This is a genomic window from Leucobacter faecis (genome assembly GCF_054456635.2).
In genome coordinates, this window is record NZ_JBTJEP020000001.1 from 67,697 (window position 1) to 93,203 (window position 25,507).

Annotated in this window: 16 protein-coding genes; 13 read left to right on the forward strand and 3 right to left on the reverse strand. The window is 65.6% G+C overall.

The window, feature by feature from the left end; all coding sequences use genetic code 11:
* Position 1: 1 nt before the first annotated feature.
* Positions 2-895 (reverse strand): TIGR01777 family oxidoreductase, encoded by an 894-nt coding sequence (locus tag ACXR2T_RS00330; RefSeq protein WP_458838112.1) that lies wholly within the window; start codon positions 893-895, stop codon positions 2-4.
* Positions 896-1,147: 252 nt separating this feature from the next.
* Between ACXR2T_RS00330 and ACXR2T_RS00335 the strand changes: the two genes are divergently transcribed.
* The 12 genes from ACXR2T_RS00335 (at position 1,148) to ACXR2T_RS00390 (ending at position 22,177) form a co-directional block, all read left to right on the forward strand.
* A complete protein-coding gene (locus ACXR2T_RS00335; RefSeq protein ID WP_458838111.1) occupies positions 1,148-4,165 on the forward strand; it encodes a LamG-like jellyroll fold domain-containing protein in 3,018 nt (1,005 codons plus the stop codon).
* An 86-nt stretch (positions 4,166-4,251) separates the two neighbouring features.
* Positions 4,252-7,764 carry a family 43 glycosylhydrolase gene (locus ACXR2T_RS00340; RefSeq protein ID WP_458838110.1) on the forward strand — a complete coding sequence of 1,171 codons (3,513 nt, stop codon included), beginning with the start codon at positions 4,252-4,254 and terminating at the stop codon, positions 7,762-7,764.
* A gap of 80 nt (positions 7,765-7,844) precedes the next feature.
* The gene (locus ACXR2T_RS00345) at positions 7,845-8,870 is read left to right on the forward strand and encodes a LacI family DNA-binding transcriptional regulator (RefSeq protein WP_458838109.1); all 1,026 of its coding nucleotides are present in this window, start codon (positions 7,845-7,847) and stop codon (positions 8,868-8,870) included.
* Between the two features lie 344 nt (positions 8,871-9,214).
* The gene (locus ACXR2T_RS00350) at positions 9,215-10,219 is read left to right on the forward strand and encodes an ABC transporter substrate-binding protein (RefSeq protein WP_458811522.1); all 1,005 of its coding nucleotides are present in this window, start codon (positions 9,215-9,217) and stop codon (positions 10,217-10,219) included.
* 84 nt (positions 10,220-10,303) lie between these two features.
* Positions 10,304-11,878: a sugar ABC transporter ATP-binding protein gene (locus ACXR2T_RS00355; RefSeq protein ID WP_458838108.1), complete on the forward strand. Its 1,575-nt coding sequence runs from the start codon at positions 10,304-10,306 to the stop codon at positions 11,876-11,878.
* Positions 11,875-12,987, forward strand: coding sequence for an ABC transporter permease (locus ACXR2T_RS00360; protein ID WP_458811518.1), 1,113 nt, complete (start codon positions 11,875-11,877; stop codon positions 12,985-12,987). Before ACXR2T_RS00355 ends, ACXR2T_RS00360 begins: the two co-directional genes overlap by 4 nt.
* A complete protein-coding gene (locus ACXR2T_RS00365) occupies positions 12,984-14,033 on the forward strand; it encodes an ABC transporter permease (RefSeq protein ID WP_458811516.1) in 1,050 nt (349 codons plus the stop codon). The genes ACXR2T_RS00360 and ACXR2T_RS00365 overlap by 4 nt, the downstream gene beginning before the upstream one ends.
* Before the next feature lie 5 nt (positions 14,034-14,038).
* The gene (locus tag ACXR2T_RS00370) at positions 14,039-14,752 is read left to right on the forward strand and encodes an L-ribulose-5-phosphate 4-epimerase (protein ID WP_458811514.1); all 714 of its coding nucleotides are present in this window, start codon (positions 14,039-14,041) and stop codon (positions 14,750-14,752) included.
* Positions 14,749-16,434: a xylulokinase gene (locus ACXR2T_RS00375; RefSeq protein ID WP_458838107.1), complete on the forward strand. Its 1,686-nt coding sequence runs from the start codon at positions 14,749-14,751 to the stop codon at positions 16,432-16,434. The genes ACXR2T_RS00370 and ACXR2T_RS00375 overlap by 4 nt, the downstream gene beginning before the upstream one ends.
* Positions 16,431-17,942, forward strand: a complete 1,512-nt coding sequence (gene araA / locus ACXR2T_RS00380; protein WP_458838106.1) for an L-arabinose isomerase — start codon at positions 16,431-16,433, stop codon at positions 17,940-17,942. Before ACXR2T_RS00375 ends, araA begins: the two co-directional genes overlap by 4 nt.
* A gap of 218 nt (positions 17,943-18,160) precedes the next feature.
* Positions 18,161-21,142, forward strand: a complete 2,982-nt coding sequence (locus tag ACXR2T_RS00385) for an immunoglobulin-like domain-containing protein (protein WP_458838105.1) — start codon at positions 18,161-18,163, stop codon at positions 21,140-21,142.
* A 78-nt stretch (positions 21,143-21,220) separates the two neighbouring features.
* Positions 21,221-22,177, forward strand: a complete 957-nt coding sequence (locus ACXR2T_RS00390; RefSeq protein WP_458838104.1) for an aldose 1-epimerase family protein — start codon at positions 21,221-21,223, stop codon at positions 22,175-22,177.
* Between the two features lie 15 nt (positions 22,178-22,192).
* On the opposite strand, the gene ACXR2T_RS00395 is transcribed toward ACXR2T_RS00390, so the two are convergent.
* Positions 22,193-22,690 carry a hypothetical protein gene (locus tag ACXR2T_RS00395; RefSeq protein ID WP_458838103.1) on the reverse strand — a complete coding sequence of 166 codons (498 nt, stop codon included), beginning with the start codon at positions 22,688-22,690 and terminating at the stop codon, positions 22,193-22,195.
* A 27-nt stretch (positions 22,691-22,717) separates the two neighbouring features.
* The gene (locus tag ACXR2T_RS00400; RefSeq protein WP_458838102.1) at positions 22,718-23,380 is read right to left on the reverse strand and encodes a hypothetical protein; all 663 of its coding nucleotides are present in this window, start codon (positions 23,378-23,380) and stop codon (positions 22,718-22,720) included.
* A gap of 113 nt (positions 23,381-23,493) precedes the next feature.
* Here ACXR2T_RS00400 and ACXR2T_RS00405 point away from each other — a divergent pair, with 113 nt between their 5' ends.
* A complete protein-coding gene (locus tag ACXR2T_RS00405) occupies positions 23,494-25,503 on the forward strand; it encodes an AfsR/SARP family transcriptional regulator (protein ID WP_458838101.1) in 2,010 nt (669 codons plus the stop codon).
* Positions 25,504-25,507 lie beyond the last annotated feature (4 nt).

The window sequence follows — 25,507 nt, forward strand, 5'->3', positions numbered from 1 at the left end:
CCTAGCCGCTCAGCGCGGCGGTGATTGCCGCGGCGGCGGTCTCGTGCTCGAATGTGAACCCCGAGCGGGTGAGCTGCTCGGGTACGACGCGGGCGTCGGCCAAGAGCAGGGAGTCGGCGGCATCGCGGCCGAGTCCTGCGCGCAGCGCCCAGGCGGGCGCCGGTAGCAAGTAGGGGCGGTGCAGGCGGCGGGCGATTTCGCGCCCGATCTCGGTGGCGGTGGCTGGGGCGGGGCCGCTCAGGTTTGCGGGTCCCTCGATGGGCTCGCTGATGAGGTGCTCGATGGCGCGCACCTCATCAGTGAGTGAGATCCACGGCCACACCTGAGTGCCCCGCCCAAGCGGGCCGCTGACCCCGAGCCTGGTGAGCGAGACGAGTGGTTTCAGCACGCCCTCGGGGTATAGCAGCGGCGCGGTGCGCAGGTGTACGACCCGCACCTGGGGGCCCGCGCGCCTGGCCTCGTGTTCCCAATCTGCGCACAGCCGCGCCAAAAACGTGGCCCCCACGCTGTGCTGCTCGGTGAGCTGTTGCCCCGGCGCATCACCGTAGAATCCCACGGCCGATGCCGATAAGAACGCCGGGGCTCCCGGTCCGAGCGCTCGCAGCGCGGTCGCGAGCGTGCGCGTCGCGTCCAGCCGCGACGCACGTAGCTGCCGCTGGTACGCGCGCGTCCACGGCAGCCTGCCGATGCTCGCTCCGTTGAGGTTTACGACGGCGCGGGCCCCGGCAACATGATCCGGATCAAGAGCGCGCTCACCCGGTTGCCACTGGATCTCATGGGGGCCGGTCGCTGGCCGCCTGACGAGCTGCGTGACGGGAGTGCCGCCCGCGCGCAGTGACTGGGCGAGCGCGCGACCGATGAGCCCCGAGCCGCCAGAGATGATCACGGGCTCCATGCTGCCTCCGCTTCAATGCCGGTGTGCTGACGGTTACAGGGTAACGCCGCGCGCTGCATCTCGGCAGGGTTCCCGCGGCCAGCTGTGTGGTGTCGGGGCTAGCGCAGCGAGGCCGTTCTCGCTAACATGATTCTTTGCCGATGCTTGTTATCGCTCACAAGTTGCCGTTGGTGACGAGCGTGACGGGGGTGCCGCGTATCTGCGCGGAGAAGGCTCATCGCACTGCACGCAAACTGTCGAAGGAGACACGGAGTGAGTTCACGCAATACCCGAAGTAATACGTGGCTGAGAGCCGGTGCCATTGCAACCGCCGCCGCGTGCGCCCTGATCGCAGTTCCGGGGGCGGGCGCGTTTGCCGATCCCGGGACCATTCCAGCGCCCATCGCGGAGTTTGACTTCAATGCGCCCGCGGCCGGTGGGGTCTTTGCCGGGGGAGGGGCGCAGGCGACGGTGCAGGGCACCGAGAAGCTTGAAGCCGGGGCGCCCGGGCAAGGCACCGCGGCCAGGCTCGGCAAAAACTTTTGGCTCGATGTGACCAAGACGGGCGGTGGGTCGCCGCTTGCCAGCCTCGACGCCGTGACGATCTCGTACGACAGCCTGCCCGACACGCAGGGCAACACGGGCTGGGCCGTGTATGCGGCGCGGGGCGCCGGGGCGCCAACAAACGGCAAAGAGACCTACCTCGGCACGCTCGATACCGCTGCCAAACTGACGGTCGAACGCTACAACAACACCGGTACGCGTGTCACCGAGGGTAACCTGACCGCCGCGCGCACCGCGGGGCAGTGGCAGCACATCGACATCGTGCTCGACGGCGATACGGCCCGCGTGTACGTCGACCAGCAGCTGGTGTCGAAGAACACAAAGGGCCCGAGCCTGTCGCAGATCCTCGGTAGCAACGGCGGCGTGCTTCAGCTCGGCAAAGCCAACTGGGGCGGCGGCGAGTACTTCTCGGGGCTGATCGACAACTTCACGATCACACCCGCGGCGCTCACGGCCACGCAGCTGGGCGCGCCCACGCCCGCATCGATCGCACTGTCGGGCACTGGAATCTCGACCGATGACAGCGGTGAGCAGGCATGGCAGACCTGGGAGGGCGAGAGCACGACCCTGCGATCGACGATCGCCCCCGCGGGGTCAGAGCAAGATGTTGTGTGGTCGAGCACAGACGCCGCTGTCGCCGCGGTCGACGCAGCCGGGGTCGTCACGGCCGGTGCTGCCGGCCAAGCGACGATTACGGCGACGGCGGCGGGCAACCCAGGCATCGTGGCGACCATTACCGTGAACGTCGCAGCGGTCACCGACGAAAGCTCGGCACAGCGCGATAGCGACGCCCTCTCGATCAACAACATTGATGCGCTGCGCGGCGACTTCTCGCTCCCACTTCTGGGGGCTCAGGGGTCGTCGATCACTTGGGACATCACGAAGGGTGCCGAGCACGCCAGCATCGGCGCTGGAGTCAACGCAGACTCCCACACCGTCACCGTTACGCGCCCGGCCACCGCTGCCGCCGAGGTGAACCTGCGCGCCACCACCACCAACGGGGCAGTTACGCTCACCCGTGACTTCACCGCGTCGATCGCACCGCTTCCCGCTGACGAAGCTCCCGACGAAGCCTACGTGTGGGCCTTCTTTACCGGTGAGGGCGTTGGCGGCGAGAAGATTAGCCTCGCGGCATCCAAGGGAAATAACGCCCTCGACTGGAACACCCTCAATGAGGGCACTCCCATCTTCACCTCGAACATGGGCGAAGAGGGGCTGCGTGATCCCTTCATTCTGCGCTCGCCAGACGGTGACACGTTCTACATGATCGCGACCGACCTGAAAATTGACGGCCGCCCCGGTGGGTTCACCGGTGCGCAGACCTACGGTTCACGCGCCATTGAGGTGTGGGAGTCGAGCGACCTCGTGAACTGGTCAGAGCAGCGCCACGTCACCGTCAGCACCGGGTTTGCTGGCAACACATGGGCCCCCGAAGCCTACTGGGACGACGAGCTGGGACTCTATGTCGTGTACTGGGCGTCGAACCTGTACGACACAGACACCGAGGGCAGCCACGGTAACACCCCCAACTACAACCGCATGATGGTCGCGACAACACCCGACTTCGTTGAATTCTCAGAACCAGAAGTGTGGATCGACGTTGACCGCCGCGGCCAGGCAGGCGCCGGATCAATCGACGTCACCGTGGCCAAGCACGGCGACGACTACTATCGCGTGTACAAAGACGAAAAGTCGATGACGCTGCGGCAGGAGCACTCAACAGACCTGCTCGCGAAGGTCGCAGCGGCATACCCCGGCACCACCGGCGCCGCTGACGAGTGGGTCGAAGACGGCACGAAGATTGGCAATGGACAGCCAAACGGCTACGGCGGTACCTTCTCGGCGGGCGAAGGCCCCTCACTGTTTCCCGCCAACGCAGATGACGTCAACGGGTACGAGTACTACCTATTTGCCGACCAGCCCAACTACCACGGCGGCCCGAACCACTACGTGCCCATGGCGACTGACGACATCACCGACGCGAGCTCCTGGCAGGTCATTGGCGATGAAATGCCCGTGTCACAGCTCCCGGTCAACTCCGACAACGGCAAGCCGCGCCACGGCACGATCGTGCCCGTGACCCGCGCCCAGTACGAGGGCGTGCTCGCGGCCTATGCGCCCGCCATCGCGGTCGAAGATGCGGCAAAGGTGGCAGTGGCCACGACGCCGGGGGTTGCGCCGCAGCTCCCCGCCACGGTCGCACTCACGACCGCCGACGGCGCCGTGCACGAGGTCGCTGTGGAGTGGGAAGCGATCGAAGCCGACGAGTACGCGGCGGCGGGCGAGTTCCTTGTGCAGGGCATCGCTCAAGACGACTCCCGTCACCCCGTGACGGCGCAGATCACGGTCGCGCAGGCTCCGGATGAGGGTGCCGGTAGCGGCTCCGATGAGGGCGCCGACGGCGGCAACGGCGGCGGCACTGACGGCACTGACGGTACTGACGGTACTGACGGTGCCGACGGTACGGACGGTACTGACGGTACTGACGGCACGGACGGCAGCAAGGGCGCCGGGGGCGAAGGGAATAACGGCTCAGGTACCCCCGCGGGCACGCAGGGATCCGGATCCGAGGCCGCAGCGCCCAAGACCGACGCGGCGCTCGCCGCGACCGGCGCCCCGCACTCACCCGTGATGGGCGCACTCGCGGCCACCGCGCTAGGGGCCCTGGCCCTGCTCGGATCGCTCGCGCTGCGTCGCCGTCGGGTGACGCGACCCACCGGGCACTAGACGCAGCTCGACGGGCGCCGCCACGCGCAGCAGCAAGCGGGGCGGCGCCCGCACCTATCGACTTCGACGGCCAAAGGAGGCTATTGATGCAACGAAATACACGGAGCGCGCTCGCGCTCACCGCGGCGGGTGCGATCACTCTCTCACTCATGCCACTCGGCAGCGCGGCGCTCGCCGCCCCCGCCACAGACGGCCTCGTGGCTGACTTCGCGTTTACCCAGACGAGTGGCAGCGAGGTGGCAAACCTCGTGCCTGGCGGCGACGCCGCGACGGTTGAAAACTCGGCCGACTCGCAGTGGACAGGAACATCGCTCAAGCTTTCTGGCGGCGCCAAGAGCGGCCCGGGTAATTGGGTACGCCTTCCCGAGGGCTTGCTCACCGGCAAGAGCTCGGCGACCGTCACGACCGAGGTAAAGATCACGGCGGCGATGAAGCGCGACTACAACTTCATCTGGAACATTGGCAATAACTCCAGCACCGAGTACTTCTTTGCCACCGCGAAGGACGCCCCGCGCACCGCGATCACAACAGCGTCGAACTCGGGGGAGTCGAACGCGGCCGCGTCGTCCAACCTGGCAGCAGACCAGTGGTACTCGCTCACGAGCGTGCTCGACGGCGCAGCAGGGACCCTCTCGTTCTACATCGATGGGCAGTTGGCGGGCAAAACAAACACGTCACTCACGCCCGCGTCCATCGCAGATCAGTCGCTCAGCACCATTGGTCGCTCGCCGTGGCCCGACCCGCTGTTTGCAGGCGAGGTCTCGGCGTTTCGCGTCTATGACCGTGTGCTGAGCGCCGACGAGGTGCAGGAGGCGAGCCTTGCAGACGCGGGGTTCAACGCCGTCACCATTGGGGCCCAGGCCGATCACATTCTCGACGGCATCAGCATGCCGCAGGGAGACATCACGCGTGACCGCGTCGCCCTGCCCACCGGATCCGGCGAGATCACCTGGACCTCGAGCGTGCCCGACGTGATCGACGCAAACGGCAGCGTGTCACAGCCCGAAGCGGGAGCCGCGGCGGTGCCGGTGACGCTCACCGCCACGGTCACACTGCGCGGCGTGACTGCCACACGAGACACGACCGTGCGCGTGATGCCATCAACCCTCACAAACGCTGAACGGCTTGCACTCGCCGCCGAACAGTACGTGGTGCCTTCGGTCATGGCCAACGGCGCACAGCTGCCAGCGGCGCCCGCCGGCTTAACCGTGACGGTCAAGAAAGCTGAGGGCGTAACAGTCACCGACGGTACCGTGGCTTCGGGCAAGGGAGCGGCCCAGGCCGCAGAGCCCGCACGCATTACCGTCGAAATCGCGCGCGAGGGCGCCCCTGCCGAGACCACTTCTAAGACGTTTACCGTGACGGTGCTCGAAGACGCTGCAGAACTGCTCGCCTACCATCGCACCCCCACCACGGTGCAGGCCGCCAATAACCCAGACGTTGCTCTGAGCATGCATCTGGCGCTCGCCGCAGACTCCAAGTGGCAGCCACTCAATGAGAACTACGGCGTGTTCTTTGCGCGCGTAGCATCAGATGTGCCCGTGACCGGGCCCGACTCTGCTCTCATTCGTAGCCTGCAAGATCCGTCGGTCTTTCAGCTCGAAGACGGCCGGTACGGGGTCATCGCCACTCGGGTAGCACGCGGCGGCGGTGCAGACGGTTCGCAGACGAACTCGGCCCTGCTCGCGGTCACCGATGACCTGCGCAGCTATGAAGAAGTGGGGCTGCTGGCGCTCGACGAGGCTGACGGTGTGCGTCGCCCCACCGCCATTTTTGACACCGATGCGGGCGTGTACCGCGTTTCGTGGTCGACCGCCGGCGGAGCCGAACGACACCAGAACTTTGATGATCTCATTGCGGCGGTGACCACCCCCGAGGTGGGCACGTCGATCGCCGGCCGTGTGACTGGTGCACGACAGCTCGACTCGGCAAACATTGCTGGTATCGACGATGTTGCTGGCGGTGTGCAACTGACCGTGCCACAAGAGGTTGCGGCATCGCTTACACAGCGATACGGGCGCATCACGAACACGGGCTTCACCGAGTACGAAGCCCTCACCGTGACGCCGGGCAGCACAGACCTCGACGCCAGGCTGCCAGCGGCTACCGAGCTTACGTACTCTGACGGGTCTACCCGTGAGCTGCCCATCTCTGAGTGGGACACGTCGGGGGTCGACGTGTCAACGCCGGGTCGCTATGAGGCGATCGGCACGGTGAAGCAGACCGAGTACCCGAAGCCGTTTGCTGACGAGCGTGCAGACCCGTCGGTGTATCACTTCGATTACAACGGCGAAGACCGCTACCTCATGATCGCCACCAACGATATCTACGGTGACAATATTCATCAGCAGAGCCGAGCGTTCATGCCGATTCGTGTGGCTGAGACGATCTCGGGGCTCGCAGACGCGGCCGGCGGCACCGAAATTCACCTACTCGATCGCGGTGACACCGACGCCTACGGCGGTGTCATGACCGGCTGCTTCTGGGCGCCCGAGTTTCACGAGATCGATGGCAAACTGTCGATCCTGTTTATGCCCTGCTACGGCAACGGTCCCAACATGATGACGGGGCGCGCATCGATCATGCAGCTCGGCCAAGACGAGTCGGGTAACCACCTCGACCCGGCCGACCCGGCGAACTGGTCAAAGCCCGAACACGTCGTGCGGGCCGACGGCTCTGCGCTGAACGATGTCTCTGGCATCTCGCTCGACATGACGTACTTCACCGACGCTAATGGCCAGGCCTATTACGCCTGGCAGCAGGTGTGTGTCACGTTTATCGCCAAGGTAGACCCCGCAGACCCGACGACGCTCACCAGCGATCCGGTGCGCATCATCACACCCGAGTACGCCTGGGACAACGTGTGCGCTGAGGGCCCCAACGTGCACACACGTGACGGCAAGCTCTACATGCTCTACTCGGGCTCGAGCGTGGGCGACACCTACACGACGGGCCTCGCGATCGCAGACGCGAGCGGCAGTGACCTGACTGATCCGGCATCATGGCAAAAGCTCAACGCGCCGCTGCAGAAGTCGGGCCAGTTCGAGGGCGAATGGCAGCTCGGTACCGGGCATGGGATGTGGTCTGAAGACGAAGACGGCAGCCTGATCTACGTGTTCCACGCGCGCACCGATCACAACGGCCTGTCTGGCCGTGACATGTTCGTGCGACGTGTGCATTTCGATGCCGAGGGCATGCCCGTGCTCGACATGGAGGCGGCCGAAGAGCTCGCCGCGCCGACGGTCAAACTCGCCGTCGTGGTGAAGGATCCCGCGACGAACGGCGGCGCTGACGGTGGGGCTGACGGTGGGGCTGACGGCGGCAGTGGCACCGGCGGCTCCGACGGCGGCAATGGCACCGGCGGCAGCAATGACGGCGGCAACGGCTCGGGTACTACCGCGGGCACGCAGGGATCCGGATCTGAGACCGCAGCAACCGAGGCTGACGCGGCGCTCGCCGCGACCGGTGGGCAGACGCTGCAGTGGGTGCTGGGCGGCGCGTTCGTGCTCGCGATGCTCGGAGCGGTGGCGATCTTGCGGCCGCGACCACGCGTGCGGCTCAGCAGCAGCCGCCAGCGCAGCGGCTACGATATCGTCTGATTGTAAGACCGGGTGCGCCCGGGCGGGCCTTCCAACGGAGGGAGGCCCGGGCGCCCACGCGGCAGACGGGAAGGTGACAGATGAACTACCCAGCAACCACCGGTGCGGGGCGAGCCAACATCTACGATGTGGCGAAGCTCGCGGGGGTCTCACACATGACCGTCTCGCGCGTGCTCAACGGGCATCCAAACATTCGAGACACGACGCGTAAGCGAGTGGATGACGCGATCGTGCAGTTGCAGTACCAACGCAGCGCGACCGCGCGGGCGTTGGCGATGCGCAAAGCGATGCGGCTGGGGGTGCTGGTCGATAACCCGGTCGAATACGGCCCCAACAGCATGCTGCACGCCTTTGAAGCTGCCGCCCATGAGGCCGGCTACACGGTGGGATCGTTCACCACCACCGACGATGGCAGCCTCAGTATAGAAGCGGCCTTGCAAGGGCTTCTCGAACAAGACATAGACGGGCTGTGCATGATCGCCCCGCGTGAGTCTTCGCTGCAGACGCTGCAGGCTCACCCCACGACGGTGCCACAGATCCTATTGATCCCCGCAACGCTGCCGGGGGTTGCCACAGCTTCGGTCGATCAGTATGCGGGGGCGAACCTCGCGGTGGCTCACCTCATCGAGCTCGGGCATGAGCGCATCGCGCATCTAGGAGGGCCCGCCGACTGGTTTGATGCGCGCGAACGTAAGCGGGGGTGGAGCGACGCGTTACACGCCGCCGGCGTGCCTGGCGGGGAGTATTTCGAGGGCAACTGGACGGCCGACTGCGGGTACGACTGGGCGCGCTCGGTAGATGCGACCCGGTTTACCGCGGTTTTCGTGGCGAACGACCAGATGGCGCTGGGCGTGATTCACGGTCTGGCAGAGCGCGGCATCTCGGTGCCCGGCCGGGTGAGCGTCGTCGGTTTTGACGACGTACCCGACTCGAGCCACTACCTGCCGCCGCTTACCACGGTGCGGCAAGACTTTGTGGCGCTGGGCGAGCTGGCGGTGAGTCTCTTAGTGGAGGCCATCGGTGGCACGCCCAGCGCGCAACAAACGAAGATCAGCCCGCGCCTCGTCGTGCGTGAGTCTACGGCGCCGCCCGGCATGCTGGAGTAACCGCGCGCGCAACGTGCGCCCGGTCGCTCCCGGTCGCGCGCTCGCTACTTCGGATTTGCACTCGCGCAGGAGATCCGCACTCGCGCAGGACCAAAACCGAGTTTTGATCCTGCATAAGCGCTGATCTCCTGCACGAGAGCAAACAGCCATCCCTGAGTGCTTGGACGCCTGTGGCGCCTCCGTCGTGTTCGCGGTAACAAGTTGGTAACGAAGTGCGAATCATGTTGCTCGCCCCAATTGTGAGCGCGCACAATTGGGTGAACGAGCGGCGACTGTCGTCTGGCTGCGCTCGTGTCGGCGAAGTCGCCGGGATACCAAAAAGGGATCTCAAGGAGGAGAAACACATGGCAATGAAGAAGCGCATGCTCGGCATGGCAGGAATGTTTGCGGCCGGGGCACTCGTGCTCGGTCTGGCGAGCTGCTCGAGCGGTGGCTCTGAGGGTGGAAGCGACGCGAACGCTGCAAGCGGCGACGCCGTGACCGTCGGCTTCGTGGCAGTTGGCCCCGAGGGTGGCTGGCGTGAAGCCAACGAGCAGAACGTGCGCGACACGTTCACCGAGGAGGAGGGCTTCAACCTGAAGTACGCCCCCGCCACCAACCTCGACCAGAAGTCACAGATCGACGCGTTCACGTCGTTCGTGGACGAGGGTGTCGACGTGATTCTGCTGTCGGCAACCGAGGCGACCGGTTGGGAAGACCCGCTCGCCCGCGCGCAGGAGGCAGAGATTCCCGTGCTGCTGCTCGACCGCGGCATCGAGCCCGACAACCCCGAGCTGTACGTCACGCGCATCGCGCCCGACAACGCCACCGTTGCTGAGGGTGTGGGTGACTGGGCGGTAGATCAGTTCGCAGACGGCGGCAAGTACATCGTGCTTGAGGGCCCCGCGGGCGTGGGCGTCGTCAACGAGCGCAACAAGGGCTGGGACGCAGCCGTTGAGGGCTCGAAGCTCGAGAAGGTCGCGGCACAGACCGCCAACTGGTCGACGAGCGAGGGCAAGAGCGTCACCGAGACACTCCTGAAGTCGAACGGTAACGACATTCAGCTCATCTTCGCGCAGAACGACGAGATGGGTCTCGGCGCGGTTCAGGCAGTAGAAGAGGCGGGCTTGACGCCCGGCGAGGACGTCAAGATTGCGACGATCGACGGCACGAAGCCCGCGCTCGAGGCGCTCGCAGACGGCAAGCTGAGCTTCGTGCACGAGTACAACCCGCTGTTTGGTGAGACCGCAATCGACGCGGTGCGCAAGACCCTCAACGGCGACACCGTTGAGTCGTACATCATGGTGCCGAGCATGGCGTTCGATTCGCCCGAGGCAGCCAAGACCGCTCTTCCCGAGCGCCAGTACTAGCGAGTGCGAGCTGGGCGCCTGGCGCCCAGCTCCCCGCTTCTTCTCAAACTCTTACATCGCACACGCTGAAGGGGTGCATTCGTCATGCCCGAACTCGAAACACCAACCGTGCACATGCGCGGCATCACGGTCGAGTTTCCCGGGGTCAAAGCCCTCGATGGAGCCGGCCTCCGGCTCTTCCCGGGCGAGGTTCACGCTCTCATGGGCGAGAACGGCGCCGGAAAATCAACCATGATCAAGGCGCTCACGGGCGTCTACAAGATCACCTCGGGCACCATCACCGTTGATGGCCGGGACGAGCGCTTTCTCGGCACCGCCGACGCGCAGGCCGCCGGCATCGCCACGGTCTACCAAGAGGTCAACCTCGTCACGAACCTCAGCATCGGCGAGAACGTCATGCTCGGGCACGAGATACGCGGTCCGTTCGGAATCAACTGGAAAGCGACCCATGCCGCCGCCCGTGTCAAACTCGAGCGTTTTGGGCTCGGGCACCTCGATACGCGCAAACAGCTCTCCACCATCTCGATCGCGCTGCAGCAGCTCATCGCAATCTGCCGCGCCATGGTCATTGACGCGCGCGTGCTCATTCTGGACGAGCCGACCTCGAGCCTCGACGCAGCAGAGGTTGAGCAGCTTTTTGGCGTCATGCGCCAGCTGCGCGACTCGGGCGTCGCGATCCTGTTCGTGTCGCACTTTCTCGATCAGATCTATGAGATCAGCGACCGCATGACCATTCTGCGCAACGGCAGCTTCGTCGGTGAGTACCGCACCTCAGAGCTTGACCGGCACGCGCTGATCGCCGAAATGATCGGCAAGGACCTCAACGCGCTCGCTGAGCTCGGCGGCAACAGGCGCGTCGAAAGCCGCGATCACAGCGAAGAGACTCCGCTCGTCGAGGCGAGCCGGATCGGTCGCCGCGGCTCACTCGAACCCACAGATTTTAGTATTTACCCCGGCGAAGTCGTGGGTGTGGCGGGGCTGCTCGGTTCGGGTCGCACCGAACTCGCACGCCTGCTCTACGGTGCCGACCGACCCGACACGGGCAAGTTGAAGAAGCGCGGCAAGCGCATCGAGCTGCGTACCCCCGCGACGGGACTGTCAGAGCGCATCGCATACTCGACCGAGAATCGACGCGACGAGGGCATCGTCGGCGACCTCACGGTGCGCGAGAACCTCATTCTCGGGTTGCAGGCACAGCGCGGTTGGGCACGGCCGATCCGGCGCAAAGAACAAGACGAGCTGGTGACGAAGTACATCGATGCTCTGGGCGTGCGCCCCGCAGATCCCGAGCGCATGATCAAGAACCTGTCGGGCGGTAACCAGCAGAAGGTACTGCTGGGCCGCTGGCTCGCCACGAACCCCGAGCTGCTCATACTCGACGAGCCCACGCGCGGCATCGACGTGGGTGCGAAGGCCGAGATCCAGGAGGCCGTCGCCGAGCTCGCAGAAAGCGGCGTGTCTGTCGTGTTCATTTCTTCTGAGCTCACAGAGGTCGTGCGCCTGAGCGAGCGCATCGTCGTGCTGAAGGACCGGCAGAAGGTCGGCGAGATTATGAACGGCCCGGGCGTCACAGCGCAGCACATCGTCGATGTGATCGCCGCTGATTCTGACGATCCCGCCGCCCACCCCGAACCCACTACGAGAGAGGAAACACGATGAACGCCAGCGCCTCACACGACAGCACACTCAAGCGGATCGTGCGGTCGCCCCTGTTTTGGGGTGCAGCCGCGATCGTGCTGCTCCTCATGCTCAACCTGGTGAAGGACCCCGGCTATTTGGCCATCTCGGTAAACCCCGAGAACGGCCACTTCGTGGGGAACCTCATCGATATTCTGCGTGCATCCGCCCCAATCTTGATGATCGCGCTGGGCATGTCCATGGTCATCGCCACGGGCGGCATCGACCTCTCGGTTGGTTCAGTGATGGCGGTTGCCGGCGCGGTTTCAATGGAGTTCTTGCGCTCGGCAGGCCCCACCCCCGGTGCAGCATTCGCTGCGCTCGGACTCACGCTGCTGGTGAGCGCGCTGATGGGCGCGATCAACGGAGTGCTCGTGGCTGTCGTAGGGCTGCAGCCGTTCATTAGCACCCTGATCTTGATGCTCGCGGGGCGCGGCCTCGCCAAGGTGATCACGGGTGGTCAAAACACGACCGCCACGAATGACACTTTTCGGTGGATCGCCAACGGTTTCGTGCTGGGCATTCCCGTGGTCTTTCTGCTCGCGGTTGCGATTGTCGTCGCCGTGGGCGTCATTGTGCGCCGCAGCGCACTCGGCCTGATGGTCGAGTCGATCGGTATCAACCCGAAGGCGAGCCGCATGGCCGGCGTACGCCCGTTTGGGATCCTGATGACGGTGTACATTGCGAGCGGCATCCTCGCGGGCATCGCCGGTGTGTTCTCTGTGGCCACCGTGATGACCGTTGACGTATCGCGCACCGGGTACCAGCTCGAAATGGACGCCATCTTGGCAGTGGTGATCGGTGGCACCGCGCTCACCGGCGGCAAGTTCTCGATCAGCGGCGCCGCGGTCGGTGCGCTGCTCATCGCGACCCTCAACAAGACCATTCTCTTTCTCGGCGTCTCGTCTTCAGCCACCCCCGCCTTCAAAGCCGTGGTCATTCTGGTGCTGTGCCTGCTGCAGTCAGAGCGGGTGCGTGCCTGGTTCGTGAGATCGCGCAGCGAGAAGCCCGGCGGGCCACTACCCACTGCCGGGCTGCCACAGACGGCGCTCATCAAGCTCGATGAGAAGCAAAAGGAGATGACGGTATGACGCTCACACAGGCTCCGACCTCGTCGGCTGAGACCACCAAACTCGCCACTGCATGGCAGTCGCTCAAGAACACCGCCACCACCAACCTGGCCGTGTTTCCCACCCTCGCCGCGATTGTGCTGTGTCTCGCGCTGCTCGTGTTCGGCGAGATCGCGTACGGCCGCATCTTTCAGATGAGCACGCTGTCAAACCTTCTCATCAATAACGCCCACTTGATCGTGCTTGCCGTTGCGCTCACATTTGTGATCTTGACGGGCGGCATTGACCTGTCGGTGGGTGCCATTGTCGCACTCTCGAGCGTCGCGGGCGTGATGTTGGCTAAGGCGGGCTGGCACCCCACCATCGTCATCGTTGTGATGATCGGCATCGGCAGCCTCATGGGGCTCGTCTCTGGCATCTTGATTCGATACTTCAACGTGCAACCGTTCATCGCGACGCTTGCGATGATGTTTTTGGGCCGCGGTCTTGCGTCGCTTCTGAGCACTGAGCCCGAGCGGGTACCCGAGTCTGCCACCGCGCTCACCTGGTTGAGCACGCAGTGGAAGGTGATTGACGGGCCCAAGGTGAACGACCTGATCGTCACCCCGGGCGTCGTACTCGCAGCCCTCATCGTGGCGGGCGCATTCTTTGTACTGCACCGCACCCGCACGGGCCGCACGGTCTACGCAATCGGTGGCTCTGCCCCGTCGGCCAAGCTCATGGGCCTGCCCGTCGAGCGCACCACGATGCTCGTGTACGTCATCAGCGGCACCCTTGCGGGCGTTGCAGCCTTGATCTACACCGCACGCCTCGGCACGGCCCAGAACATCACCGGTATCGGCTGGGAGCTCGACGCGATCGCGGCGGCCGTGATCGGCGGCACGCTGCTCACGGGTGGCTTCGGCTATGTGCTCGGCTCTGTCGTGGGCGCGCTCGTGCTCGGGCTGATGACGGTGCTCATCACCCGTGACGGCGGAATACGGCCCGAAATGACCACCATCATCACCGGCGGAATCCTGTTGGCCTTCGTGCTGCTGCAGCGCCTCGTCACCCGTTCGAAGGAGTAACGAACATGACTGTTCCAGCGTATTCAGCTGAAGTAGAGCGCGAGATCGCCAAGGCGCGCGAAGAGGTGTCGCAGCTGCACGGCGAGCTTGTGCGTAACGAGCTCGTGGTGTGGACGGGCGGCAATGTGTCGGCCCGCGTGCCCGGGGCGGACCTGTTTGTGATCAAACCCTCAGGCGTCTCATACGACGAGCTCGCCCCCGAGAACATGATCCTGTGCACCCTCGACGGCGCGGCGGTGCCCGGCAGCCTGGGGTCTGAGCGCAGCCCGTCGAGCGACACTGCGGCTCACGCGTATGTGTACCGACACATGCCAGAAGTGGGCGGCGTCGTGCACACCCACTCTACGTTTGCGGTGGCTTGGGCCGCCCGCGGCGAAGAGATCCCGTGTGTCATCACCGCCATGGCCGACGAGTTTGGTGGGCCCATTCCCATCGGTCCGTTTGCGATCATCGGTGATGATTCGATCGGGCAGGGCATTGTTGAAACGCTCACGGGGCATCGCTCACGCGCGGTGCTGATGCAAAATCACGGCCCGTTCACCATTGGTGTGTCTGCGAAAGACGCGGTGAAGGCCGCGGTGATGGTCGAAGACGTCGCCCGCACCGTGCACCATGCGCGCAGCGCAGGTGAGCTGATTCCCATCGCACAAGAAAACATCGACCGACTCTACGCCCGCTACCAAAATGTGTACGGGCAGACGAGCGACGAGCGTCGATGACGGGCGCAACAGTAGCAGCGCACGCGACGCGTGGCGCACGCATTCGAGCGGGTCACACCGCGCTCGGCATTGAACTCGGGTCGACCCGCATCAAAGCGTGCCTCATCGACGAAGAGTCCCACGAAGTCCTCGCGACAGGTGAGCACGAGTGGCAGAACGAACTGTGCGACGGGCTCTGGACCTACGACCTCGAGAATGTGTGGGCCGGTATCGCCGACGCCTACGCCAGGCTGACGGTCCGGGTCGCCGAAACCCACGGGGTCGCGCTCGAGCGCGTGGGCTCCCTCGGTGTCTCGGCCATGATGCACGGGTACCTCGCGTTCGACGCGTCAGACCGGTTGCTCGTACCGTTTCGTACCTGGCGCAACACCAACACGGGACCCGCGGCGGCAGAGCTCACCGCGCGATTTGGGCAGAACATTCCGCTGCGGTGGTCGGTCGCGCACCTCGCGCAGGCGATGGTCGACCGTGAGCCGCACACCGCCGATGTTACCTTCCTCACGACGCTCGCGGGCTATGTGCACTGGCAGCTGACGGGGGAGCGCGTGCTCGGGGTGGGTGACGCCGCCGGCATGTTTCCGATCGACTCGACCACGTGTGACTACGACGAGACCCGCTGCACAGCATTCGCGCAGTTTGCGAGCGAGCAGGGCTACCCAGTCCACGCAGCGATTCGTGACCTGCTGCCGCGTGTGCTCCCCGCAGGCGCCGCGGCCGGCACCCTGACCGAGGCGGGCGCGCGCCGCCTCGATCCGGCGGGCACGCTCGCGGCCGGTGCCATCGCAGCGCCCCCAGAGGGCGACGCGGGAACAGGCATGGTTGCGACGAACGCGGTCGCCCCGCGCACGGGCAACATTAGCGTGGGCACGAGCGTGTTCGCGATGGTCGTGCTTGAGCGCGGCCTCACCGAAATACACCCCGACGTCGACCTCGTGACAACGCCTGTGGGCGACGCCGTCGCCATGGTGCACTGCAACAACGGGGCGAGCGAGCTCGCCGCGTGGGCGGGCGTATTTGGCGAGTTCGCGGCTGCGATAGGGGCCGATCCGGGCAGGGATCGAGCCTTTGCCGCGCTGCTTGCGGCAGCAGAGACGGCCCCGGCAGACGCGGGAGGCGTGCTCGCGTACAACCAGCTCTCAGGCGAACCGATTGCGGGCCTTCGCGACGGTGCGCCGCTTGTGACGCGGGCGCCGGGGGCCGAGTTTAACCTCGCGACGCTCATGCGGGCGCAGGTGTACGGCATCTTTGGCACACTCAGCCTCGGCATGCGCGCGCTCGAACACGAGCGCGTCGTGATCGACAGCTTCGTGGGGCACGGCGGCGTCTTTCGCACCGCGGGCGTCGTGCAGCAGATGCTCGCCGACGCTCTCGACACCCCCGTCACCATTGCAGAAACCGCAGCCGAGGGCGGCGCGTGGGGCATGGCCGTGCTCGCCGCCTACCGCACCAGCTCTGCCGGGCAGACGCTCGCAGAGTATCTGGAGGCGCAGGTGTTTGCGGGCGTCGCGCAGACGACGCTCGCCCCCATCGCCTCGGGCGTCGCCGGGTACAGGCGTTACCTCGACCACTATCTTGCGGGCCTCGCAGCTCCGCGCGCAGCGGTCGCCGCGCGCGAGCTCGCCGCTACACAGTCAGGGGCCCTAGCCGCGGCCCCGTCCATTACTCGGAAGGATCTCTCATGACCCGCTCGCCCCTCGATAACTCGCTTGACGGGTACGAAATTTGGTTCGTCACCGGCAGCCAGCTGCTGTACGGCGAAGAGACGCTGCGGCAGGTGGCCGAGCAGTCGCAGGCGGTCGCGGCGGGCCTTGCAGACCTTCCGGTGAAGCTCGTCTGGAAGCCGGTGCTCACCGACCGTGACGCCATCAAACGCATCATGCTCGAGGCCAACAGCGATGATCGGGTCATTGGTCTCGTCGCGTGGATGCACACGTTCAGCCCCGCCAAGATGTGGATCAGTGGCCTCGACGCCCTGCAGAAGCCGCTGCTGCACCTGCACACGCAGGCCAATGTCGAACTGCCGTGGAACGACATTGACTTCGACTTCATGAACCTCAACCAGGCCGCCCACGGCGACCGCGAGTTTGGGTACATTCAAACGCGACTGGGCGTGCCCCGCACCACCGTTGCTGGCCACGTCAGCGACCCCCGCGTACGCTCGCGCATTGAAACCTGGCAGCGAGCGGCCGCCGGTCTCGCGGCTGCGCGCTCACTCAAACTCGCCCGCTTCGGCGACAACATGCGCAACGTGGCCGTCACCGAGGGCGACAAGACCGAGGCCGAGCACGTCTTCGGCGTGCAGGTGAACACCTGGGGGGTCAATGACCTCGCAGACGCCGTCGCTGCCGCGAGCGAGGCCGAGATCGATGCGCTCGTCGCCGAGTATGTCGACCTCTACGATGTCGCGCCCGAGCTGCTGCCGGGTGGCGCCCGGCACGCTGCGCTGCGCGACGGAGCCGCCATTGAGGTGGGGCTGCGGTCGTTCCTCGAAGAGGGCGGCTTCGGCGCGTTTACCACGAACTTTGAAGATCTGGGGGCGCTCAAGCAGCTGCCCGGCCTCGCCGTACAGCGGCTGCAGGCCGAGGGCTACGGGTTTGGTGCCGAGGGCGACTGGAAGACGGCGCTGCTCACCCGCGTGGGCAACGTCATGAGCGCTGGTCTGCCCGGCGGCGTGAGCCTGATGGAGGACTACACCTACGATCTGACGCCCGGACGCGAGCTGATTCTCGGCGCGCACATGCTCGAGGTGTCGCCGAGCCTCACCTCGGCGAGGCCTTCTCTCGAGGTGCACGAGCTCGGTATCGGCGGCAAGGACGACCCGGTGCGGCTCGTGTTTACGGCCGACGCTGGCCCGGCTGTGGTGGTGTCGCTCGCCGATGTGCGCGACCGGTTTAGGCTCGTCGCGAACGTGGTCGAGAACGTCGATGCGCCGGATCTGCCCAAACTGCCCGTGGGCCGCGCCGTATGGCAGCCCGCGCCCAACTTCCACACCTCGTCGGAGTGCTGGCTCGCCGCCGGGGGAGCCCACCACACGGCCATGTTCACGGCCGTGGGGATCGACGTGGTGATGGAGTTTGCGCGCATGGCCAAGGTCGAACTGCTCGTGATCGACGAGTCGACGACGAGTCCAGGCTTCGAACGTGAGCTGCGCTGGAACCAGGCCTACCACAGGCTTGCTCAGGGGCTGTAGCCCCTGCTAGGTGGCCCGCGGTGCGGGCCACCTCCGTGCGTGACCGTCTACACCGGGGCGGTCGCGCTGCTTTTGTGTACCTACTCGCCGGTGCCTTCTACCCATGTTTCTGTATACGCACTGACACTTTGGAGCCCTCAACGATGAGATTGCCTGTTTCAGCTACTTCGACACCACCCGCTGGGGTGAGTGACTCTCAACGCCGCGTACGCAGTCGCGTGCTCGGCCTCACTCTCACGTGCGCCCTCGCGATGCCGCTGCCCGGCGTGCTCGCCGTCACGGGAGCACCCGCCGCATTTGCAGCAGACGAGACGGTGCCTGCGCCCGGCGCGCACTACGACATGTCGCACGACGGGGCGACGCTGCTCGACGTCTCGGGTAACGGCCGCAATGCCGCCCTGACAGGCTTAAACGACCAAGACTTTGTGCGTGCGGGGGTCGACGACGTACTGCGCATGCGCGGTACGGGTTATGCCACGCTTCCGTCGGGGGCGATCACCGGAGACGACAACGAATTCACCGTTGAATTTACGGTCGCCAGCACGACAGCGGCAAACCACTTCGGGTGGGTGCTCGGTGACGGCGTAGGCCCGTGGAACTCGACGAAGCTGGGCAACCATATTTTTGTGAGCCCGGTGAGCGCACAGGGTGGCTATGGCGGGCAGGCGCTCGCGGCGATCCGCGTGAAGAGTGGCGACAGCAACGGTGAAACGCGCTTGCCTGCTGGCGGTGGACTGAACCCGGGGTTTAGCACGCTCACACTGGTGGGCTCGGGCGAAGCGCTCACGCTCTACCGCGACGGGCAGCAGATTTCGACGGTACAGCACCGGGCTGCACTCTCATCGATTGTGCCGGGCGGGGACGTACTCGGCTACCTGGGGCGCTCACTGTACGAGGGCGACCCGCTGTTGAACGCCGATGTCACAGACATGAAGCTGTGGGACGTGGCGCTCACGCCCGAACAGTTGGCGGCGGCTCAGCCGACGGCAGCTGAGAAAGCGGCGAGCACCGAAGCTCTCCTTAGCGCCGATCTGGGCACGCTCATTCTCGGCAAGAACGCCGCACTCGATCGGGTCACACACAAGCTGTCACTGCCTACAACTGTGAACGGGGTCGCGCTGACCTGGGCTTCTTCGAACACCGACGTAGTGGCGGTGTCGGGCAACGTGACGCGTCCCAAGACGGTAGACACAGCAGTAACGCTCACCGCGACAACCGCTTCTGGCGTGAGCGTCGCGCTCGACGTGGTCGTACTGGCACCGCGGGTGACAGCAGACCTCGACGCGATCGCGCTGCAGTCGCGCACAACCGAGCACCTGCCGCTCGTGGCCACTGGCGCAGTAGACGGTTCAACGATCACGTGGGCCTCATCTGACCCCGACATCGTGACACCGACCGACGCCAGCTATGAAGCACCAGCGGTAGGGTCTGCCGATCCGTTCGCCGGCGCGGGCCAGGTCACACGGCCCGCATATGGTGCGGGCGACCAAACAGTGACGCTCACGGCTACGGCCACGCAGGGTGACCAGACAGACGCGCGTAGCTTCGAGATCACCGTGGCAGAACTTAGCCGCACCGCACCAGACGCGGGGTACGCCTCTGCCTACTTCAAGTCAGACAGCGATGAGCGCATTTACGCCGCGGCGACGCAGGGCAACGACTTCTTCTCGTTCACCGAGGTCAACGGCGGCAAGCAGATCGTCGACAACTCGGCCGACACCACGGGGCACCGTGACCCATATATTCTGCGATCGCACGACGGTGACAAGTACTACATGATCGCGACCGACCTGTGCATCGGCTGCGGCGGTGGCTGGGGCGCGGCTCAGAGCGACGGCAGCCTCAAGGTAAACGTGTGGGAGTCGACAGACCTCGTCAACTGGAGCCGTACCAACGGTGATGACAACGGCGGTATCGTCGTCAACCAGCAGCTTGCGGGCATGACCTGGGCGCCCGAGGCGTACTGGGATGACGAGCTGCAGTCATATGTCGTGTTCTTCGCGTCACGTCTGTACGACGACGAAGCGCACACGACGGGTCGCCTGCACGCGCGCATGTTCACCGTGCTTACGCGTGACTTTGTGACCTTCACCGAGCCTGAGCAGTGGCAAGACACCGGGTATGCGCGCATCGACTCGACCGTGCAGAAGATCGGTGACACCTACTACCGGTTCACGAAGAACGAAGACAGCCAGGGAGCCGACGGACTCGTCAACGGTAAGGACATTTTCCTCGAGAAGTCGAAGGTACTCACGTCGACCACCTCGAAGTCTGACTGGAATGCCGACCCCAACACGACGTGGCAGCTGGTCGACACGGCCATGACGAACGACATTACCAAGAACGTGGGCGAGGGCCCGCAGATCATCAAGCTCAACGAGGGCGATCCCGCCAACGAGTCTGGTGACGGTTACGCCTTCTTGGTCGATAACTACAGCGACGGTGGGTACAAAGCCTTTGTGACAACGGGCGAAGCGATCTCGTCGAGCTCGCAATCGAACCGTCTATCGAAGCAGCCGGGCTGGACCCCGCGTAAGGACGGCCTCCCGAAGAGCCCGCGGCACGGCGCTTTTGTGAGCGTTTCGCAGCAGGTACTTGAAGCGATGCACGAGTGGCGGGGCGTTGAGGCCGTGGCTTCGACAACCTCCAGCGTTGCCTCAGGCCGCAACGTGACGACGACGGTGACTGCCGCTGACGGTGGCAGCGTCGCTGGTACCGTGACGCTGCGTGCCGTGGGCGCACCCGCGCTTGCTAACGCTGACGCGCAGCCGTGGAGCCAGACGGTGCCGCTCGTCGACGGTGTGGCGATCGCAGAGGTGCCCGCTGGCATCACCAGTGTGCAGGCGAGCTACGACGGCTACGCTGATGGGCTCGTCGCGACGTCTGAAGCGGCCGCTGTGGAGCTCACAGATGCGCCCGGCGCGGGTGTAGACGGTGGCGAAGGCGGCAATGCCGGGGCAGACGAAGGCGGCGAAGGCACTACGACCCCCGGCACGAAGCCAGGCACTAAGCCCGGCACCGGCACTGAGGCTACGGGTACTGAATCGCAGGCGGGCGGCGCCGGATCAGCCGATGCCGCTAAGCAGGGACTCGCGGAAACCGGCTCGGGGGCACTGCCCGGTGTGCTCGCGCTCGGGGCGCTGCTCGCGGTGGCGGGCATCGCGGTGATGGGCGTGCGCGCACGCCGTCGCGCTTCCTAGTTACCACCGAGGGAGGGCTGCCCGTGCAGCCCTCCCTCTCAACTTTCCACACAAGCTACTTCGAGAATGGACCACCCTGTGAGCTACCCCAGCGACGACGCACAAACGCCGACCCCCGTAAGCGGAGAGCAGTTCGAACTCAGCTTGGGCGACCAGCGCGCTGTCATCGCGAGCGTCGGGGCCAGCCTCAGGCTGTACCGGGTGGCGGGGCGCGACCTCGTCGTACCGTTTGCGGCAGACGAGTTGCGCCCGGCCTACCGCGGGGCGACGGTCGCCCCGTGGCCCAATCGGGTGGTCGACGGGCGTTACGGGTTTGACGAGCAAGACTTCCAGTTGGCGATCACCGAGGTTGGCCGAGACCATGCGCTTCACGGCTTCACCCCGTGGTTAGCCTTCACGCCGCGCAATCGCACACCCCACAGCGTCACTTTGGTCGCGCGTGTCGAGCCGCAAGCCGGCTACCCCTGGCGCGTTGAAGTTGAGACCACCTATGAGCTCGGCGACCGTGGCCTCACCCAGCGCGTCACCGCCAGAAACTTGAGCGCGCACGCGGCGCCCTACGGTGTCTGCCCGCACCCCTACCTTGTCGCGGGCGAGGGCCGTGTCGACGACTGGGTGCTCACACTGCCTGCCGACTCGGTGCTCGAAGTCACCGCCGACAGGCTTGCGCCGACCGAGCTCGCACCGGTGACGGTCGACTCCGACCGGTTTGACTTTCGCGCGGCCAGGCTTATAGCCGATGCTGAAATTGATCACGCGTTCACGGGCCTGCACCGTGACGATGCGGGTCTAGCACGCGTCGAGCTGCGCGCCGCGGGCTCGGGCGTCGCGATGACGTGGGACGCGGCCTGCCCGTGGCTGCAGATACACACCGCGGACCTCAGCAACCCGGCTCACCCGGGGCACCGCGCAGGGCTCGCGGTAGAACCTATGACCTGTGCGCCCGACGCGTTCAACCGCGGGCAAGATGCTGGCCTCGTCGTGCTCGCGCCGGGGGCAACCCACACCGCCAGCTGGAGCATTGGGGCGCTATAGGGCCGGGCGCACGCCCTACTCAGCGGCGGTGTCTTCGTATACGAGGTACTGAATGATCGCTTCAGAGTCTGCGTCTTCGGCGAGTAGCGAAAGCACCACAGATAGTGAGTCTCGCTTAAACGTGTAATTGCGCATCTGGTCGCTGAAGTTTGCTTCTGACTCCTGTTCGAACCCGGCGCTCTCAAACTCTTTCAAGAGGTTCTCGTAGTCGCTCGTGCTGCCCTGAAACATGGCCTGCATGCCCTCGGCGGTTTTCATCGACGTGATAGGCGCCTGCGCTGGCATCGGAATATCGGGCCAGCCCTTCGGCAGCGACGCCTTGCCGTTGCCATCGGTCGGCAGCGAAATATCCTCGACCCCGGTCATTTCTTTCAGGGCCCCCTCGGTGACGTTGTTGACCAGCTGATCGACCGGGTTTGCGCACCCTGCGGCGCTCAGCATGAGCCCAAGACTGACGATTCCTGCGGCGGCGCGAGCAGCCGAACGGCCCTGCAAACGAGTGTGGCGTGACATGGGGTCCCCCTAGAACTAGTAGATGTATTAGCGGCGCTGTAACAGGTAGAGCGAGCCGTCCCGGTGGTTCAGCCACACCATAGCGCTATCGCTCCAGGACTGCACAGCGTAACCGGTGGCGGGAGCGGGCAGCACGATCTCGGTGCCCGCGAGTTCAAACGCGACGCGGTTCTCGGCCTGGTCGGTGATTCCGGGCACGTCCTGGCAGTAGATGACCTCGCTGGTCGACGGGAATACGTAGCGAATATCTGCGCCCAGATCGGTGTCGTATCCGGCGCCCTCATCGATGCCAACGTGCTGCCACGACCCGGGTAACACGTCGGCGAGGTCGCCCTCCTGCCCGGAAGGCACGGCCGAGAGGTCGGCGGCGACTCGCTCAGCGCCCCAGCCGCAATCCTGCGGCGCGGGCGCCTGTTCCTTGGGTGTCTCCTCGGTCACTTCGGGTTCTTGAACGGGCTTGGCTGCCGTTTCTCGCTCCGGATCAGCGGCCGCGGCAGGTGGATTTTCGGCCGTGGCGCCCGGTTCAGGTGCGCACCCGGCCAACCCCAACGCAAGGGCGCCTGCGACGGGCAGCGCCCAGAGTAGCCGCCGCACACGTCGGTGGGTGGCCCGTAAAACGGCCCCCTGTGCCACCTGCCCACGTGTGCGCGGGTCCCCGAAACCCCCAAGAGTTGTGACTTGCTTAGCCATGGCTCGAGTGTATGGTGAAGCTATTAAACTTCAGTTAAATTCGTGTGCGCGTGCGCGTGGATCTGACTGATGAACGATTCCAGCAACGAGTCACCACACGGGGGTGGGAACTCATGAAAACGCTCAGTATAAATTTCTCGGGCAGAGGCACACACGCGCAGGCGATCGAGCTCGAAGCTAAGCTCGCCACCACCGCGGACCCCGGCGAGCGTACGGTGCTCCAGGCGGCCCTCGCCGTAACACTCATCGAGGTCGACGCGCGGCGTGCGCGCGCCCTCGTCGCAGGGCTGCTCACCCACACCGCACGCCACGGCCCCGCGCGTGCGCGCGCCGCCGCGCTCGTCGCCGCGGGATTGGTCCACTCGGGGCCAGAGCACGCGTCGCTGCGCGCCAAACGCGCGCAGCAGGCGCTCGACATATGCACCAGTACGGGCGAGCGTGGACTCGCAGAGGCCGCATGGTTCTTGCTGCTCGGTGCTCTCGCAGAGCTCGGCGACTTTGCCCGCATCGATCGCGAACTCTCACCCAAGCTGACTTCCGCAGGCCCCTTCCACGAACTCATCGAGGGCCGCCACGCCACCTGGATCAGAACGATGCGCGCTACGGCCGACGGCCGCGCCAAAGACGCCCAGTCGCTCGCCGGGCTCGGCTATCGACAAGCGCTCGCCGCCCAAGACCCCGACGCAGATACGGTGTTGCGCGGCCAGATGGCCGTGATCCGGTGGCTACAGGGCAGCGCGAGCGAACTCATTGAGCCGCTGCTCGACGCGAGGCAGCGGTTTCCAGGCGAGCCCGTATGGCAGGCCGCCCTCGCGTGGGTGTGGTTCGGGCAGGGCAGTCTCGCGCCCGCCACCCAGATGCTGCATGAGCTCGATCCGCTCACCGAGATGCCGCGTGATCGCAACTGGCTCGCGGCTGCAGCGATCACGGCCGATGTAGCCGCGGAGGCAGGCGCGCTGCAGCAGGTCGAGGCCCTGTACGAGGCGCTCGCGCCGTTCTCAAACAGGCTCGCGGTAATTGGGCACGGTGTGACCAGTTGGGGCACAGTCGCGCGCCCCCTCGCGCGTCTCGCGCGCAGGTTGGGTGATGACGCCGCCGCCGAGAGCTACCTGCGCGAGGCGGTCGCCACGAGCGCGCGGCTTGGCGCGCAGGCGTGGCTTGCCGAGGCCCAGCTCGATCTTGCGAGCCTGCTGGCGGCCGGTGGCGGGAGCGTCTCGGAGGCGAGCTTGCTCGCGCGCGAGGCGTCGATCACGGCGGGCCGGATCGGATTGCGCAGCGTCGATGACACAGCACGCCAATTGCTGCGCAAACTCCGGGCAGGTCCCGTCGGAGCCACTGTCGCAGCAACCGAGGTTGCAGGTGACGTTCCGCGCCAAGCGCCCCGTGTCTGGGCACTCGGCAGGTTTCGCGTGGAAGCGTTAAACGGTGAACCCGTCACGTGGCGGTCACGCAAAGCAGAGCTGCTCCTCAAGGTGCTCATCGCGCGGCGAGGAGCATTGATTCCACGCGAAGAGCTTATGGACATGCTCTGGCCAGGCATCGATGCGGCGGTGCTGTCCAACAGATTCACTGTGGCGCTTTCTACGGCGCGGCGCGCGCTCGATCCGGAGCGGAAGTTCGCGCATGATCAGTTCATCGAGCTGGGCAGTGGGCTCCTGCGCGCTCGATTTGACCGCTTGGATTGCGACAGTGCGCGCTTTACGGAGCGTGCGGCGCGAGAGCATCGAGAATCGACGGCGCGGTTGGCGACGGGCACCGCGGCCAGCCTCGCGCAGTGCGCTGCGGTCTGGCAGACGCTCCAGCTCGCCGAGGAGGAAGCGTTTGCCGGGGAGCGTGATGCGCTGTGGGCAGAACCGATGCGGCATGAGATCGATGCGATCGTGAGCGACCTGTCGCACCTGTTAGCGCGAGAGCTGCGCGCGCTCGGTGAATGGGCACGCGCCGCGCAGCTGTACCGCAGGTTGCTCGCGATCGATGTGTATGACGAGCCCGCGCACGCGGGGCTTGTTGAGTGCTTGACCGGTCAGGGGGCGCACGGACAGGCGCGTGCGGCGGCGGAGCGTGCAAGGCTCGTGCTCGACGAAATTGGCGTGCGGCCGGGTGACGCCGACGAGATTCGCTAACGCC